This window comes from Anaerolactibacter massiliensis, from assembly GCF_900290205.1.
Taxonomy (GTDB): domain Bacteria; phylum Bacillota_I; class Bacilli_A; order Erysipelotrichales; family Erysipelotrichaceae; genus Bulleidia; species Bulleidia intestinalis.
Genome location: NZ_OLMH01000003.1, coordinates 57,385 through 73,843, shown reverse-complemented (window position 1 = coordinate 73,843; position 16,459 = coordinate 57,385). Strand labels below are relative to the sequence as shown.

Below are 16,459 nucleotides of genomic sequence, written 5' to 3'. Positions count from 1 at the left end.
GGTGATACCGTTGATAGACTTCATTTTGAAGTATTGGATTCAGGAGTTGTTCGCTCTGGTCATCGCCATCATCACATGGCTTTGGCGAGCACTTCTGCGAAGAAAACAGGAAAACGAACAGATCAGAGAAGGAATGATGGCACTGCTGCACGACCGGATTTATCAGGCCTGCAGCTTTTTTATTGCTCGAGGATACTGCACTCCGGAAGATCGGAGCAATCTTGAGTACCTGTACAAACCATACAAGGCACTTGGCGGCAACGGAACCGGAGAAACCCTGTACAAAAAGTGTCAGGAACTGCCCCTCTCGGCAGACAGTAAAGAAAAGGAGGAATGAAGCTATGGACTTTGGAATCGCTAGTGTGGCAGCAATCACGGTGATCGCCTATCTCGTCGGTATCGGCTGCAAGGCGGCTGGCTCCGTGAAGGATGAGCTGATCCCGGTGATCTGCGGTTGCGTCGGTGCCGTGCTCGGAATCGCCGGGCTGTATCTCATGCCGGACTTCCCAGCCAAGGATATCATCAACGCCCTCGCAGTCGGCATCGTGTCTGGTCTTGCAGCGACTGGTGTGAACCAGATCTACAAGCAGCTGACAAAGACCAATCAGTGAGAGGAGGTGATCCTCACATCCCGGCTGTCCCTTCCGTAAATGGGACAAACGCTTTGAAGCTCTCCGGCTCATTACCGGAGGGCTTTCTTTATGAAGGAGGAATAACATTATGGAAGTCAGAGGAATTGACGTCAGTCACTGGCAGGGAGCCATTGACTGGGCAAAAGTAAAAGCGTCCGGTATTCAGTTTGCGATTATCAAGTCTGGTGGATCCGATGCTGGATTCTATACAGATCCCAGATGGGAAGAAAACTATAGAAACGCCAAGGCAAATGGAATCGCTGTCGGAGCATATTATTTTGTCGGGCCTGGCTGCACTTCCGCAGCAGACGGAAAGGCAGATGCAGAACGCTTCCTTGCACAGCTCAAGGGAAAGCAGCTCGAATATCCTGTCTTTATTGATCTGGAAGCCACTGCTCCTTCTGCCAAGGCAGGCGCTACGGAAGCTACGATTGCATTCTGCCGAGCACTGGAAGCGGCTGGATATTTTGCAGGGATTTACAGCTCCACCGATTCCGGCTTCCGTGAGAGACTGGATGATTCCAAGCTCACGCCATTCACACATTGGGTCGCTCAGTATGCTTCCAAATGTACCTATTGCGGGGCTTACGGGATCTGGCAGTATTCTTCCACCGGCTCAGTAAACGGCATCAGCGGAAACGTCGATATGGATATTTCCTACATCGACTATCCGTCCACTATTAAGACCGGTGGATTCAACGGGTTTGCAAAGCAGCAGGCTCCTGCTCCCACTCCGGCACCAGCGCCGGCAAGAAAGAGCGTGGATGAAATCGCGCATGAAGTTCTGAGCGGTTCATGGGGAAACGGAGACGACAGGAAGAACCGTCTTGCTGCCGCTGGATACAGCTATGACGCTGTTCAGACCAGAGTAAATGAGCTGATGGGGGCCCATAGCCAGCCGCAGGTGATCTATTACACCGTGCGTTCCGGTGATACGCTCTCTGCCATTGCAAGGAAGTACGGCACATCTGTCGGCACAATCCAGAAGCTCAATCCTACGCTGATCCGAAATGTGAACCTGATCCAGGTTGGATGGAAAATCCGCGTAAAGTAAGAAATGGCCAGAAGACGACTCTTATGAGCTATCCTCTGGCCTTATTTTTTTCTCTACAAACTGGAATTGGTCATTCTTCTTTTTCTTCAGGAGTATCTTCATTTGGCTTGGAACTGATTTTTGAAACAATAATACCTGTGCAAGTAACAACTACCACACAAAGATACATTCCTATTCCTAATGCTCATGTACGGTAAAGTATCACAAGAAAATTATGTCGAATTGACAGCCGCCTCCGCTATACCGAATAAGGAAATAAAGAGTCCTCAAATTTTGCGCTACTAAATGAAGACGAGCGGAAGTAATCTCCCGCTCGTCAGTAAACTTAACTATGCCATATCAATCCCGCTTCTTTCCCGCCACCGGCACTAAGAACAGCGCGGGCAACAGCAGGAAAGCGGTACAGACCAGCCCCCAGGGTATGGACACCTGCTGGGCTACCAGCCCCACAATAGGCCCGCCGATGATCTGCCCGAAAGAGTCCAGCTGTCCGCTGGTGGAAAAGACTGTGGCGCGCATTTTCTCATCCACATGGTCGTTCATCCAGGCGGCCAGCACAGGCTCCTTGATGGTGCGCATAAGCCCCGCCAGCAGGAACATCAACAACATGAACCAAAAGCTCCGCCCCACCGCGAAGAGAACCAGGCACAGGATATACCCGGCGCTGGTGGACATGACCACACTGGTTCGGCTGACAGTCCCTTTTTTCTCCATGCGGGCGATGAGCAACTGAGAAGCCAGAATACCTAAGCCGCTGCCGATAAGACTGATAACACCGAACCAAGTGACGCTGTTCAGCGGCCCGATAACGGGTATTACCGTGTCATCCAGAAAATGAGCGGTGGAGAGCCGGTCAAAGCCTTCACTGGCAAGTCCCCCGCATAGTGTGATTGCTAAGAGCGCCAGCAACACAGGTTCGCCTTTCACAAAGCCCAGGTTGAGCTTGAACAGGCAGACAAAGTCTTTAAGCAAGCCCTGCCGTTCCTCAATAGCAGGGGAGAAGTTGGTTTCTGGCATGATGCGAACCATCACCAGCCCCAACAACAAGCACAAACTGCCCCCCAAGATGATAGGCATTTGCAGGTTTATGTTTCCCAGCAGTGTGCCCAGCACCACGCCCAGAACGCCGCCGATTTGCCCCATTTGACTGCCCCGCAGGAACACCTTGTCTATGGGTTTGTCCTCTTCCTCCGAGGCAATCCACGCCTCCAGAGCGCCGGTGATGAAGGTATCACCGCAACCCCAGACAACCTGGGCCAGCAGAACCGGCGCGAACCACGGTAGCGCACCCTCCATCAGAAAGCCCAGGCCGTAGAGGAACATTCCAATCAGCACCGAGCGCCGACGGCTATACAAATCCGCCACCACACCGGTGGGCATCTCGAACAGAAAGCAGGAGGTCTCCAGAACCGTCCCTACCAGGACAAGCTGGAAAGCATCCAGCTGCACCACCTCCAGGAGGTACACGTTGGAAAGCACTGTGGACATAGAAACCGCCAGGGAACAGACAAATCGGAACAGCAGGTAGACAGAATATGCCTTTGAATTTTTAGCAAACATGAAGTTACATTCTCCTTTACGAATCAGTGGGTTGTTTTGTGAAACTCCAGCGGCCCGGCTTCACCGAGATGATGGACGCTGTGGAGAGCGGCGCGGTCAAGACGGTCGTGACGAAAGACCTCTCACGCCTGGGACGGAATTATCTGCAAGTGGGCCTATTTACAGAAATTACCTTCCCAAAGAAAGGCGTCCGCTTTATCGCCATCAATGACGGCGTGGACAGCGCCCAGGGCGACAACGACATGAGCGCCTTGCGGAATTTATTTAATGAATGGATGGTGAGGGACACGAGCAAGAAAATCAAAGCGGTTTTCCGGGCTAAAGGCATGAGCGGAAAACCCATCACCAGCCAGCCGGTCTATGGCTATCTGAAAGGCCCGGACGGACACTTCGTTGTTGACCCGGAGGCCGCACCTGTTGTAAAGCAGATATTCAGTCTGTGCCTTGCCGGGAACGGCCCCACCAAGATTGCCCGGATGCTGAATACTTTTTCTATCGGTCGCATCCGCCACACAAAATTCAATTTGTTTTGCATATTGTGATTGCCGTCTTTTAGCCAATTCTATCATTTTTTTGCTGTAATCAAAAGCGACAACCGAAGCGCCTCTTTGTGCAAGATACGAAGAATAATTTCCATTGCCACACGCAATATCCAAAATGTAATCCGCAGGATTAGGAGATAGAAGTTCCGTTACTTTGGGACGCACTACCTCTCTGTGAAATTCATTAGATTCGTCACCCATTGCATTATCCCAAAATTGTGCGTTCTCCTCCCAGATTTTTTTACTTTCCTCTGTTCCCATGTTCTCTCCCACTCCCCAAATTTGCTTTTTTGCTTCCATTAAATCTTCCTTACTATATTCCATTGTTACCCTCCATAACTTCTGATTGTTGCCGTCTTGACGATTATGTATCTTTACATTACCTTCTGAAACATATGGCGCACCTTGTCCAGGCGGCTGTTTGGACGGCGGGGCTGGATGACCGGCTGACCGACAGCGGCCTGATATCCTTTCAGCTCTGTAAGGCATACGCTCCGCCCGTTGGTGTAAGAGGCCAGATCAGTACGGTATGCCTGTATACAGCGGGCGGGAATCTCGCCAGTAAAGACAACTTCATCCTTTTTTACCTGGGCCGTTTCGATGGTGGCACAGTATTTCGGTGCATCATGATAAGCCCTGGAAAGGTATTCCTGGGGCGCATAGAGGGTGAAGGAGAGATAAGGTTCCAGCAGCTGCGTCCCCGATTCCTTCAATGCCTGTTCCAATACAATCGGGGCCAATGAGCGGAAGTCCGCCGGCGTGCTGACTGGACTGTAATAAAGCCCGTATTCAAAGCAAATCTTACAGTCCGTTACGTTCCAGCCGAACAAGCCCTGCTCCAGCCCGTAACGGATACCATCCCTGACAGCGTTTTGAAAACTCTGGTTCAAGTATCCCAGCGAAACCCGGCTCTCGTATTGTACGCCGGAGCCAAGCGGGAGTGGTGTAACAGACAGTCCGATAGATGCCCAAAACGGGTTGGGCGGCACCTCGATATGGATGGTGTGGCTGGCTGCTTTGAGCGGCCGCTCCATATAAATGACGGTGGGTTCCTTTACCACTGTTTCAATCTTGTATTTTTCCGACAGCAAAGCGGAAACAACCTCCAACTGCACCCGGCCCAAAAAAGAAAGAATGATCTCATGGGTGATGGAATCCACCTCGTAGCGCAAAAGCGGGTCAGTATCCGCAAGTTGCGTAAGAGCGTCCAGCAGCCGTTCTCTTTGCGCTGCCGTTTTCGGCGCAATCGACGTCCGCAGCATGGGGAGGGGGTCCTCACGCCACCTTTTACGAGGGAGCCGGGTTGGGTCCCCTAATACATCGTTTAACCTCACGCTGTCGCTGGGAAGGATAACAATTTCACCCGGATAAGCGGTGTCTGTCCGAACAATTTCCCCTTTGGATGGAATACGCATCTCTGTGATTTTCAGCTTTTCTCTCCCGGCCAGGGCCACCGTATCCCGCAGGCGCAGCGTTCCGCTGTATAGCCGTAGATAGACACGCCGCTGGCCGCAATCTGTATACTCCACCTTGAAAACGCTGCCGCATAGGGCGGCGCTCCCCTGTTCCCCAATCGGTTGGAACAGCCCTGTCACCGCATCCATCAACGGTTGAATGCCAAGGCCCTTTTTGGCGCTGCCATAATAGACCGGGAACAGGGAGGCGTCTTGAACCCGCTGCTGTTCCTCCCGCGCAAGTTTTTCCCGGCTGATTGGTTCTCCTGCGATATACTTTTCCAATAATTCATCGTTATTTTCGATGACCGCATCCCATGCTTCTATGTCGGTATTTTCCTCCAGGACTATTTCCGGGGACAGCGACACCGTCTGCTTGATGATAATATCGGCGGAGAGCTTATCCCGAACAGACTGAACCACGCTCTGCAAATCAACGCCAGCCTGGTCGATCTTGTTGATAAAGATAACGGTGGGAATGTTCATTTTCCGCAGGGCATGGAACAGAATACGGGTCTGGGCCTGCACGCCATCTTTAGCGGAGATCACCAAGATGGCCCCATCTAAAACAGCCAAAGAGCGGTACACCTCCGCCAAAAAATCCATGTGGCCGGGCGTATCCACAATGTTAACTTTACATCTGTGCCACTGGAAGGAAGTGACTGCCGCTTGAATGGTAATCCCACGCTGCCGCTCCAAAAACATGGTGTCCGTCCTCGTTGTCCCTTTTTCGACGCTCCCCGGTTCTGAAATGGCTCCGCTGGCATATAGCAGGCTCTCCGTCAAGGTCGTCTTTCCAGCGTCTACATGGGCAAGAATTCCAATATTGATTATTTTCATGTGATTGTCCTCCCTTTACAGCCCCAAAGGGCATAAAAATCCCCAGCAGTAAAATACTTTTACCACTGGGGATTATAAGTTGCGGACATACACATATACAGCATACACCTGTTTGTGATTGCTGTTTTTGGGGATATGTCAAAATTGATAAGGCAAAAGTATTCTTAAATTGGGTACAAAAAACTAAGCCGCTACAAAAGGAGCTATCATAATCCTTTGTTCCCACTATTTGATTATAGTTTTATTTAAGAATACCTTGCCGCATATTTTTTACTCCTTTTCTGGATTAAATCATTGTATCACATCAGTTTTAGGAAAGCAAGTACCTAAAAGAAATTTTTCTTCCCCTTATATGTAACAATCATACCGGCTTCCTAGCGTTCAGAATGTTTTCTGCTGTCTGCTGTGGTGTTTGGTTGGAATTGTCCAACCAAAAGCCGATCCGTGGTGTTGTCTGCATTTTACTAAATACAAACTCCGATTTGTTGTTCTCTAATCTGATTCTATACCACTCTGATCTATACCGTTCAATAAATATCTGTTCCTTGCCTGAAGGTATCCTCTTCGAATGCCCGCAGGCTTTTTTTTATTTTTTCTCATTCAGGGGTGCGTTTCTCCCCTCCTTTCGAGGACGGAAGACATGAAGGGAGAACAACAAAGAATCGAGGTGATGACATGAAACTCAGACACAGAATCCGCATCAACGTCACGGACAGCTCCGGACGCAGGACAAAGGTAGTAAGCGGCGGTGTCCGCCACCTTCCGATGAAACTCCTCACAGCTCTCTTCGGGGAAAACACGGAAGTACTAATCCTCTCTCCTGGTCAGAGCGTCCAGTCAGTAGAAATCCATGAAATGAAAGGAGGCGAAACAAATGACTCAGGAAGAACTGCTTAAGGCAATCGCAGAAGATTTCCGCAGAACAGCCGACCACATTGAAAAGCTCACAGGTGTAGAAAGCCCCGCCGATCCTAAAGCGGAAACGGCCCCGTCTGCAGAAAACGTACCGGATGAAAAGCCGGTGACACTCGAGGAAGTTCGCACGGTTCTCTCTGCAAAGAGCAGCGAAGGCTATGGAAGCCAGGTCCGCGATCTCATCCACTCATTCGGTGCAGAGAAGCTCAGCGCGGTCGATCCCTCGCACTACAGGGAAATGCTGAAGAAAGCTGAGGTGATCGGGAATGCCGGTTAATCACGCAATGCTCTCTCCTTCCAGTGCACACAGGTGGCTTCACTGTACGCCTTCCGCACTGCTCGAGAAGTCCTTCAGTGATACCAGCTCTCCTGCTTCAGCGGAAGGAACTGCCGCTCATGCCCTTGCTGACCACAAAGTAAAGCGAGCTCTCAAGCGTCGCAGCAAACGTCCGGTGTCTGATTACAACACAGACGAGATGGAGGAATGCACTGACGATTACCGCGACTTTGTCATGGAGCAGCTTGGCAAGGAAAGACAGACCTGCAGTGATGCTCAGGCTTACACGGAGATCGAACTTGACCTTTCAGCTTACATTCCGCATGGCTTTGGGACCAGCGACTGCATCATTGTTTCCGATAACAAGATGCATGTCATTGATCTGAAGTACGGTCAGGGAGTGCTCGTGGAGTCAGAAGAAAACCCGCAGATGATGCTCTATGCACTCGGCGCACTGGATCTCTTCGGAGATCTGTACAACTTCGAGGAAGTATCGCTGACCATCTTCCAGCCGAGACGAGACAATATTTCGACCTGGAACACCACGGTATCACACCTCAGGGAATGGGCAGATGAAGTCTTAAAACCTAAAGTTGCTCTGGCCAATGAAGGACTCGGCGATTACTGCTCCGGCGACTGGTGCCGCTTTTGCAAAGCAGCAGTCAAGTGCCGTGCAAGAGCCGAAAAGCAGCTCGCTCTCGCAAAGTACGAATTCCAGAAGCCACCCCTCCTCTCGGATGAAGAGATTGATGAGATCCTTCCCGATCTCGATCCACTGATGAAATGGGCTGAAGATCTGATGCAGTATGCCACAGATGAAGCTGCCGAACATGGGAAGAAGTGGAAAACCTACAAACTTGTCGAGGGACGCTCAAAGAGAAAGTACACAGATGAGCAGGCTGTATCAGAGGCCGCGAAGAATGCCGGCTATACCGACATTTACAGGAGAAGCCTCATCCCCATCACGGAAATGGAACGCCTGATGGGTAAGAAAACGTTCCATGAAGTCCTTGGCGGACTTGTGATGAAGCCGCCGGGCAAACCGACGCTCGTACCGAGATCGGACGGGCGACCGGAAATAATGGCAGATGATGTTCATAACGAATTCAAGGAGGAAATTTAATTATGCCTATTAACAATCATTCTACAAAAGTCGTAACCGGTATCGTAAGACTCTCTTATGCAAATGTATGGGAACCGAAGTCCATCAACGGCGGCAAGGAAAAGTACAGCGTTTCGCTGATCATCCCGAAGTCCGACAAGAAGACGATTGACGCCATCAACAAGGCAGTCGATGCCGCTATCGAGGACGGCATCAGCAAGTTCGGCGGCAAGAAGCCGAACAAGGCTGCGATCAAGCTCCCTCTCCGCGACGGTGATATTGAGCGTGATGACGAGGCCTACAAGGACAGCTTCTTCGTCAATGCCAACAGCACCACTCCGCCCCAGATCGTTGATGCTCATGTTCAGCCGATTCTTGATCGCAGCGAAGTTTACAGCGGCTGCTATGCAAGGGTATCTGTCACTTTCTACGCTTTCAACTCCAACGGAAACAAGGGCGTGGCCTGTGGTCTTGGAAATATCCAGAAGATCAGAGACGGCGAGCCTCTGGGTGCTCACAGCAGCGCAGCTGATGATTTCTCCGACTTCTCCGACAACAACGGCGATGATGATTTTCTTGGCTAATAGCAGAAAGGCAACGATATGAAAGACATTCTTGATACAGTTCTCTACATCATCTACGCCCTCTTCGGGCTCGGCGGACTGGGACTCACGATCACTATGGTCGTGATTTCCATCCGGAATACAAAGCGCGACGATGCGTTTGAGAAGGAACTGCACGACCAGAAGATGAAAAACGAGGCAGCCGCTGCAGAGCGTGACAAGGAATTCGCAGCGGAAAAACAGCAGTGGGACAAGGAATACCACGAAAGACGCATGGCTGCTCTCGAAGATCTGAAGCACTGACAACTGAATAACGGCAACATGTAACGGCGGCGGGAGGCAGAATTCCCGCCGCTTATTTTTTTATGGAGACACATTATGAAATCACTTAGTATCGATCTCGAAACATTCTCAGACGTCGATCTGAACAAGTCTGGTGTGTACCGGTACACGGAAAGTCCGGCCTTTGAGATTCTTCTCTTCGGATTCGCCAGAGACAATGATCCGGTAACCGTCCTGGATCTGACTGCCGGCGATACTGTTCCTGAAGATGTTCTGGATGCACTAACAGACGAAACGGTAACAAAGTGGGCATTTAATGCAAGCTTTGAGCGGATCTGTCTTTCCGCATATCTTAGAAAATATTACCCGGAGCGCTTTGTCACCTACAGTATTCCGGAAGACAGCGTCCGAAATTACCTCGACCCGGCATCCTGGCGCTGTTCCATGATCTGGTCTGCCTATCTTGGCCTTCCCCTCTCTCTGAAAGGCGTCGGCGAGGCATTAGATCTCGAAGAACAGAAAATGGCAGAAGGCAAGGAACTCCTCCGCTACTTCTGCACTCCGTGCAAGCCGACAAAGGCGAACGGCGGCAGAACAAGGAATCTCCCCTCTGACGCACCGGATAAATGGGAGGTCTTTAAGAAATACAACCGCCGCGATGTCGAGGTGGAAATGTCCATCAAAAAGCACCTGCGTAACTTCCCTGTCCCGGAATCGGTCTGGGAGGAATACCACATCGATCAGGAGATTAATGACCGAGGCATTCTTGTAGACCTTGAGATGGCAGAACAGGCCATTGCAATTGACAGCCGGTCAAGAGCCTCTCTTACCGAGAAGCTCAAGAAGCTGACCGGTCTTTCCAATCCGAACTCTGTCGTGCAGATGAAGGACTGGCTGAGTGCCCACGGCCTTAAGACAGATACCCTTGGCAAGAAGGCTGTGGCATCCCTTCTGGAAACTGCTCCGGATGATCTGAAGGAAGTGTTAAAGCTCCGTCAGCAGATTGCCAAATCCTCTGTAAAGAAGTATCAGGCCATGCAGAACGCTGCCTGCCGGGACCACAGAGCAAGAGGAATGTTCCAGTTCTATGGGGCAAACCGCAGCGGACGATTTTCCGGGCGGCTGATTCAGTTACAGAACCTTCCTCAGAACCACATGCCGGATCTGGCGGAGGCAAGAGCCCTCGTAAAAAACGGTGACTATGACTCTCTTGATCTTCTCTATGATTCCGTTCCGAACGTTCTGTCCGAGCTGATCCGGACTGCTTTTATTCCCCGTCCTGGCATGAAATTCATCGTCAGCGACTTCTCTTCCATCGAGGCAAGAGTCCTGGCTTATCTCTCTGGTGAACAGCATACGATGGACTCCTTTGCCAGAGGAGAAGATATCTATTGTGCTACGGCATCAGCGATGTTCCATAAGCCGGTCGTCAAACACGGCATCAACGGTGAGCTCCGGCAGAAAGGTAAGATCGCGGTTCTCGCCTGCGGCTATGGCGGCTCCGTCGGCGCTCTGAAGGCGATGGGAGCGCTCGACATGGGACTGCAGGAAGAGGAACTTCAGCCGATTGTGGACGCATGGCGTGCCGCCAATCCGCATATTACAAAGTTCTGGTGGGACGTCGACCGTGCTGTGAAGGAGGTTATCCGGACAAAGGGAACCCGGGAAGTCAGAGGAATCCGGTTCTTCTACAAAAGCCAGATGCTCTTTATCCATCTTCCTTCCGGCAGAGATCTGGCCTACGTGAAGCCGATGATCCAGCCGAATCAGTATGGCGGCGAATCCATCACATACATGGGAATTGGATCCACGAAGAAGTGGGAACGCATCGAATCATACGGTCCGAAGATCGTGGAGAACATTACCCAGGCGATCAGCCGCGACATTCTCTGCTACGCCATGCGGACGCTCTCCCACTGCTTTATCTGCGCTCATGTGCACGATGAGCTGATCATCGAATGCGGCATGGACGTATCCGTCGACGCGGTCTGCGAGCAGATGGGCAGAACTCCTCCGTGGGCACCCGGCCTTCTGCTCCGTGCGGACGGCTACGAATGCGAATTTTATAAGAAAGACTGACGTTTCTGACGGGCAGACGCACTTTTTAATCCGAAGGGGTGCGTTTTGCCCGTCTTTTTGAGGACGGAAGACATGAAGGAGGTGCTCATCCATGACCGATGAACAGAAAACCCGTATCTTCCGTATGAGAGAACAGGGAATGAGCTATGACGCGATTGCCGAAGCCCTCTCCCTTTCCAAGAATACCGTCAAGTCTTACTGCCGCAGAAACGGCCTCGCCGGAAAGCGTGTCCCGGCGCAGAAAACCGCTGAAGAACCCGCTGAGTTCTGCCCGAACTGCGGAAAGCCTGTCCGGCAGATTCCGGGAAGAAAACATATCCGCTTCTGCTCAGGCTCCTGCCGTCAGGAATGGTGGAACAGCCATCTGGACCAGGTGCATCGGAAAGCGGTATATGACTTCACCTGCGCATGCTGCGGCAGACCCTTTTCCGCCTATGGCAACGCACACCGGAAATACTGCTCTCACGCATGCTACATCAAAGCGAGATTCAAAGGAGGCGCTGACCAGTGAATAAAGAAAAATGCGAAGCCGAGCGCCACTACCAAGCGAGCCTGTCGGCAGCAAAATCCATGCTGAAATCCGGCATCATCACCCGGAAGGAATACGACGAAATTGATACAATCCTGCTCCGCAAATACCGCCCTGTTTTCGGCACTTTATTCTCAGATAACGCTTGATACCATCGGCGGGTCTGAGTGATGAATAGACACGGAAAGGAGCTGATTTCATGAAGAAAATTACAGAAATCAAAAAGATGAAACCGGTCCTGCCGGAGCGGAAAAAGGTCGCTGCCTACTGCCGTGTATCCATGGAAACAGAACGGCTGCACCATTCCCTCTCGGCGCAGATATCCCGTTACAGCGAACTGATCCAGAGCAATCCACAGTGGGAGTTCGCCGGGATCTACGCCGACGAGGGCATCAGCGGGACAAAGGCGGAAAAGCGCCCGGAGTTCATGCGTCTTATTGCAGACTGTGACGCCGGAAAGATCGACATTGTGCTGACGAAAAGCATCAGTCGGTTCGCGAGAAACACCGTTGACCTTCTGAAAACGGTCCGGCACCTGAAAGACATTGGCGTGGAAGTCCGGTTTGAAAAGGAAAACATCCGCTCCCTCAGTGATGACGGAGAACTGATGCTCACGCTGCTCGCTTCCTTCGCGCAGGAAGAGTCGCGTTCCATATCTGAGAATGAAAAGTGGAGCGTGAAAAAGCGGATGGAACAAGGCATCCCGACTGCAAAGCCGCCCATTCTCGGATATAAATGGGTGGGAAATCATCTGGAGATTGTCCCGGAAGAAGCCGCAGTAGTCAAACGCATTTTTCAGAATTTTCTTGACGGAAAGTCCCGACTTGAAACAGAACGCGAGCTTGAAGCGGAAGGTATTCGTTCCGTGAACGGAAACGTCATGCGAGACTCCCAGCTAAAGCACATCCTTAACAATATTACCTATACAGGTAACACTCTTCTGCAGAAGGAATTCGTAGAGGATCCAATCACGAAAAAACGCCGAAAAAACAAAGGACAGCTTCCACAGTATTACATTGAAAACACGCATGAAGCCATCATCGACTACGACACATGGAAATATGTGCAGGACGAGATGGAACGGCGACGGGAACTCGGAGCTCTGGCGAACAAGAGCTTGAACACCTGCTGCTTCACTGGAAAAATAAAATGCCCATACTGTGGATTCAGCTACATGCACAACCATCGCAACAAGAACGGTCACCCTCAGGAATACTGGAATTGCGGCAGCAAGAAGAAAAAACAGAAACCCGATAAGAAGTGCCCGGTCGGTGGCACAATCAGCCAGAAGGCGCTCGAGAAAGCCTGCTGTGAAGTGCTTGGGCTTTCCGAATTTAACGAGGCTGTATTTCTTGAAAAGGTTGACCATATCGAAGTGCCGGAGAAATACACGCTCCAATTCTTCTTAAAAGATGGAACGAAGATCACCCGTCCTGCTCCGAATACCGGCCATCAGGACTGTTGGACAGCTGAATATCGGGCTGAGACTTCAAAGAAGCGCCGTGAGCATCCCTACGCCAAAGGCACAACAGAGCTATCCGGAAGAATCAAATGCACTGCATGCGGCTGTAATTTCCGTCGTTGCACGCAGCCTGCTTCCAATCCGAACAAGCCGAAAATGCACTACTGGCGCTGCTCAGCTCATGGTAAAGGCTGCATAACTATTGGATTACGCGAGGACGTCCTGAAGAAGCAGATCGCCGAGGTCATGGGAATTCCTGAATATGATGCGGATCTTTTCAAAAATCAGATTCCGGTGATCTATGTGAAAGACAAAGATCTTCTGGAAATTCACTTTAAAGACGGACGGGTCGAAACTACGCAATACGCTCCTCCGGAAAAGACCTTCACGCCTCGCAGCGAAGAATCTAGAGAACACATGCGGCAGCTCATGAAGGAAAGATGGACTCCGGAATATAAGGCTCAGATGAGCAGGAAGATGAAACAGATAAGGAGTGAGAAATTTTGGAACAGCAGCGGAAAGTAAAAACCATCCCGGCGACGCTGACGCCTATTACCGCCACTCCGATTGGCGAGAACAAGAAACGCCGTGTCGCAGCCTATGCCCGTGTATCCACCGATCATGATGAGCAGTTCACAAGCTACGAAGCTCAGATCGACTACTACACGAAATACATCAAATCGAGAAGTGACTGGGAATTCGTCAAGGTCTATACAGACGAGGGAATTTCCGGCACCGGAACGAAAAAGAGAATCGGCTTCCGCACCATGATCGATGATGCCCTTGCCGGAAAGATCGACCTGATCGTCACGAAGTCCGTCAGCCGCTTCGCAAGAAACACGGTAGACAGCCTTACGACCATCCGTGAGCTGAAGGAGCACAGCGTCGAATGTTATTTCGAGAAGGAGAATATCTGGACCTTCGACGGTAAGGGAGAACTTCTGATCACAATCATGTCAAGCCTCGCGCAGGAAGAATCCCGCAGCATTTCCGAGAACTGCACCTGGGGCCAGAGGAAACGGTTCGCCGACGGAAAGGTGACCGTGCCGTTCAAACGCTTCCTCGGATACGACCGAGGGCCTAACGGCGAGCTGGTAGTCAATGAAGAACAGGCCAAACTTGTAAAACGGATCTACCGGATGTTTATGGAAGGCACAACACCTTACGGAATTGCCACTAAGCTCACGGAGGAGAATATTCCATCGCCAAGTGGCAAGCAGAAATGGCATGCCGGAACGGTAAAGGCTATCCTCTCCAATGAAAAATACAAGGGTGACGCACTCTTGCAGAAGTCCTTCACCGTCGACTTCCTGACCAAGAAAACAAAAATCAATGAAGGTGAGGTCCCGCAGTACTATGTCGAAAAGGACCACGAAGCAATCATTGATCCGGAGATCTTCGATCAGGTCCAGGATGAACTGAAGCGCCGCTGCCCCGGTAGAAACCGCTACAGTGGCGTTCATGTTTTCTCCGGCAAGGTAAAATGCGGACAGTGCGGGAGCTGGTACGGCTCTAAGGTCTGGCATTCCAATGACAAATACCGCCGGACGATCTGGCAGTGTAATCATAAGTACGATGGCGGTGAGAAATGCAAAACGCCAGTCCTCACGGATGATGAACTCAAGGGAAAATACATCTCAGCAGTCAACAAGCTGTTTGCCGACAAGAAATCGATTCTGGCAGATTATAACGAGATCCTCGCTGGACCGCTTTACGATACTTCCGGACTGGAAAGGAAAAGGACAGAATATGAAGACGAAATGAGTACCGCAGCTGAACTGGTGCAGAAGGAAATCAAGAAGAACGCTCTGGAACCGCAGAATCAGGCAGAATACCAGAAGCGGTATGACACCCTGACAGAACGCTTCAATGCAGCGAAAAAGAGTCTCGCCGACACCGAAGCTGAAATCAGCAGAAAAGAACTCGCCCGCTCTTCTATCCGGCAGTTTCTGGCTACGCTTGGCAAACAAAAAGACCTTGTGACAACATTCGACGCCGTACAATTCCAGAGCCTCGTTGATTTCATCACGGTTTACAGCAAAGATGACATCCGGATAAACTTCAAGAACGGGATGGAAATCAAAGCCTGAAACCAAATATCCATAGAACAAAATGCGCCACCTACGACAAAACCGGAGGTGACGTTTTATTCGTTCTGCAGCAATTCACGTATTCTTTTCGTCAGACCTCACTATTGTCTGCTTCTGGATCTACATCTTGTCCGGGATGCATACTGACAGCACCCTTGGCCTGTAAATTGGCTAGATTCTCCAGCATTATCTTTCCGATCTCGGTCGGATCATAATTGCACGCGGAACAAATGAGCCGCAGCCCATCTGGCGTCAACATACGACCATGCCTCGTGTCATCCAGCAACTTCTGATATTCTTCATATTGCTTGTTTGTAATCTTCTTCATTGCTTCGCTTCCTTTAGCAATGTGCAAATGCCTTGATAGCATAAACAGCAACTACTGCTGCCGGAATGCTCATCAAGGCAACAGCAGCTGGCCAACCAGTAAGACTGACATTTACAGTTGAATGCTTTGCTAATTCCGGTGCTCCCATTGTTAAGTTTTCAATCCCATTTTCCATGTTGCTATCCTTTCTCCGCTGCTTATTTGCGGTTGCTATATTTATGCTTCATTGGCCTGCATCGTTTAGAATGGATAGAATCTGACTGATGTAATCCATTGCTTCTTCATCTGAACGCTCAAGAAGTTTTGCGACCTTTCTTACCACTTCTAGACGATCAACAGTAGACATTTCTTGTGTTTTTACTTCAGGAGATGGAATTTCCGTGTACACCAGAAGGCGATTTCCAACTAAGTGACTGTTGTATCTTCCGTTACAGTTTTTAGTGAGGTATGCAGAAACACCTCTTAAATGATTCCCAATTGCAAAACTGGAAACCATATCTACGGGAACCCTTACCTCAAGGACCACATTGTTTCCGATTAACATCGGAACTTCCAATTGAACATTGTATCTGGAGTACAGGTTAAGAGATGCGCTTTCTGTCGCATCACGGATGTCCCGTAAACAGTCTGCTGCCTTGATGCTCGAATCAGCAAATTCTATCTGTATGAACTTAGATACCATCTTCATATTTCAGGTCTCCTTTTGTATCTACATTCGGCGTTACTTGTAAATTTGTCCTAAATATATCA

20 protein-coding genes and 1 pseudogene are annotated in these 16,459 nt (G+C 50.4%); 15 read left to right on the top strand and 6 right to left on the bottom strand.

All coding sequences use genetic code 11. The annotated features are described in order from the left end of the window. Window positions 1-10 precede the first annotated feature (10 nt). The 4 genes from C7E00_RS14440 to C7E00_RS16290 all read left to right on the top strand — a co-directional run bounded on the left by C7E00_RS14440 (window position 11) and on the right by C7E00_RS16290 (window position 1,883). Window positions 11-337 carry a hypothetical protein gene (locus C7E00_RS14440; protein WP_135358250.1) on the top strand — a complete coding sequence of 109 codons (327 nt, stop codon included), beginning with the start codon at window positions 11-13 and terminating at the stop codon, window positions 335-337. Between the two features lie 4 nt (window positions 338-341). After that, window positions 342-611 carry a phage holin family protein gene (locus C7E00_RS14435; protein ID WP_066647697.1) on the top strand — a complete coding sequence of 90 codons (270 nt, stop codon included), beginning with the start codon at window positions 342-344 and terminating at the stop codon, window positions 609-611. Between the two features lie 109 nt (window positions 612-720). Beyond that, window positions 721-1,686 (top strand): GH25 family lysozyme, encoded by a 966-nt coding sequence (locus C7E00_RS14430; protein WP_066647695.1) that lies wholly within the window; start codon window positions 721-723, stop codon window positions 1,684-1,686. A gap of 23 nt (window positions 1,687-1,709) precedes the next feature. Beyond that, entirely contained in the window at window positions 1,710-1,883 is a 174-nt protein-coding gene (locus tag C7E00_RS16290; protein WP_167836629.1) for a hypothetical protein, read from the top strand. Window positions 1,884-2,025: 142 nt separating this feature from the next. On the opposite strand, the gene tet(40) is transcribed toward C7E00_RS16290, so the two are convergent. Then, entirely contained in the window at window positions 2,026-3,246 is a 1,221-nt protein-coding gene (tet(40), locus tag C7E00_RS14425) for a tetracycline efflux MFS transporter Tet(40) (RefSeq protein WP_105305035.1), read from the bottom strand. 68 nt (window positions 3,247-3,314) lie between these two features. Here tet(40) and C7E00_RS14420 point away from each other — a divergent pair, with 68 nt between their 5' ends. Then, window positions 3,315-3,788 (top strand): recombinase family protein, encoded by a 474-nt coding sequence (locus C7E00_RS14420; protein WP_204378704.1) that lies wholly within the window; start codon window positions 3,315-3,317, stop codon window positions 3,786-3,788. Here C7E00_RS14420 and C7E00_RS14415 read toward each other — a convergent pair. Together C7E00_RS14415 and tet(W) are read right to left on the bottom strand one after the other, a co-directional pair. Continuing rightward, a pseudogene (locus C7E00_RS14415) lies at window positions 3,729-4,112 on the bottom strand (class I SAM-dependent methyltransferase); the annotation flags it as partial. The gene C7E00_RS14420 and the pseudogene C7E00_RS14415 sit on opposite strands and share 60 nt — an antisense overlap. 50 nt (window positions 4,113-4,162) lie before the next feature. Beyond that, window positions 4,163-6,082, bottom strand: coding sequence for a tetracycline resistance ribosomal protection protein Tet(W) (gene tet(W), locus C7E00_RS14410; protein WP_105305034.1), 1,920 nt, complete (start codon window positions 6,080-6,082; stop codon window positions 4,163-4,165). Between the two features lie 675 nt (window positions 6,083-6,757). Here tet(W) and C7E00_RS14400 point away from each other — a divergent pair. The 10 genes from C7E00_RS14400 (at window position 6,758) to C7E00_RS14360 (ending at window position 15,381) form a co-directional block, all read left to right on the top strand. Further along, on the top strand, window positions 6,758-6,979 hold the full coding sequence (locus C7E00_RS14400) for a hypothetical protein (protein WP_074025766.1): 222 nt from the start codon (window positions 6,758-6,760) through the stop codon (window positions 6,977-6,979). Then, the gene (locus C7E00_RS14395) at window positions 6,957-7,274 is read left to right on the top strand and encodes an rRNA biogenesis protein rrp5 (RefSeq protein WP_105305033.1); all 318 of its coding nucleotides are present in this window, start codon (window positions 6,957-6,959) and stop codon (window positions 7,272-7,274) included. The genes C7E00_RS14400 and C7E00_RS14395 overlap by 23 nt, the downstream gene beginning before the upstream one ends. After that, a complete protein-coding gene (locus tag C7E00_RS14390) occupies window positions 7,264-8,397 on the top strand; it encodes a DUF2800 domain-containing protein (protein ID WP_105305032.1) in 1,134 nt (377 codons plus the stop codon). The genes C7E00_RS14395 and C7E00_RS14390 overlap by 11 nt, the downstream gene beginning before the upstream one ends. A gap of 2 nt (window positions 8,398-8,399) precedes the next feature. Next, window positions 8,400-8,960: a DUF2815 family protein gene (locus C7E00_RS14385; protein WP_105305031.1), complete on the top strand. Its 561-nt coding sequence runs from the start codon at window positions 8,400-8,402 to the stop codon at window positions 8,958-8,960. Window positions 8,961-8,978: 18 nt separating this feature from the next. Next, entirely contained in the window at window positions 8,979-9,242 is a 264-nt protein-coding gene (locus C7E00_RS14380) for a hypothetical protein (protein WP_105305030.1), read from the top strand. 75 nt (window positions 9,243-9,317) lie between these two features. Then, on the top strand, window positions 9,318-11,300 hold the full coding sequence (locus tag C7E00_RS14375; protein WP_105305029.1) for a DNA polymerase: 1,983 nt from the start codon (window positions 9,318-9,320) through the stop codon (window positions 11,298-11,300). 91 nt (window positions 11,301-11,391) lie between these two features. Then, complete coding sequence (locus C7E00_RS14370; RefSeq protein WP_105305028.1) at window positions 11,392-11,811, top strand: helix-turn-helix domain-containing protein; 420 nt, start codon at window positions 11,392-11,394, stop codon at window positions 11,809-11,811. Further along, window positions 11,808-11,978, top strand: a complete 171-nt coding sequence (locus C7E00_RS16285; protein WP_167836628.1) for an SHOCT domain-containing protein — start codon at window positions 11,808-11,810, stop codon at window positions 11,976-11,978. Before C7E00_RS14370 ends, C7E00_RS16285 begins: the two co-directional genes overlap by 4 nt. A gap of 50 nt (window positions 11,979-12,028) precedes the next feature. After that, complete coding sequence (locus C7E00_RS14365; RefSeq protein WP_105305027.1) at window positions 12,029-13,816, top strand: recombinase family protein; 1,788 nt, start codon at window positions 12,029-12,031, stop codon at window positions 13,814-13,816. Further along, window positions 13,795-15,381, top strand: a complete 1,587-nt coding sequence (locus C7E00_RS14360; RefSeq protein WP_105305026.1) for a recombinase family protein — start codon at window positions 13,795-13,797, stop codon at window positions 15,379-15,381. The genes C7E00_RS14365 and C7E00_RS14360 overlap by 22 nt, the downstream gene beginning before the upstream one ends. A gap of 91 nt (window positions 15,382-15,472) precedes the next feature. Here C7E00_RS14360 and C7E00_RS14355 read toward each other — a convergent pair whose 3' ends face one another. From C7E00_RS14355 to C7E00_RS14350, 3 genes are read right to left on the bottom strand one after another with little or no spacing between them, the layout of a single operon-like run. Further along, window positions 15,473-15,709, bottom strand: coding sequence for a cytochrome C (locus tag C7E00_RS14355; RefSeq protein WP_105305025.1), 237 nt, complete (start codon window positions 15,707-15,709; stop codon window positions 15,473-15,475). Window positions 15,710-15,722: 13 nt separating this feature from the next. Continuing rightward, a complete protein-coding gene (locus C7E00_RS16280; protein ID WP_167836627.1) occupies window positions 15,723-15,884 on the bottom strand; it encodes a hypothetical protein in 162 nt (53 codons plus the stop codon). Window positions 15,885-15,932: 48 nt separating this feature from the next. Then, entirely contained in the window at window positions 15,933-16,397 is a 465-nt protein-coding gene (locus C7E00_RS14350) for a hypothetical protein (protein ID WP_105305024.1), read from the bottom strand. Window positions 16,398-16,459 lie beyond the last annotated feature (62 nt).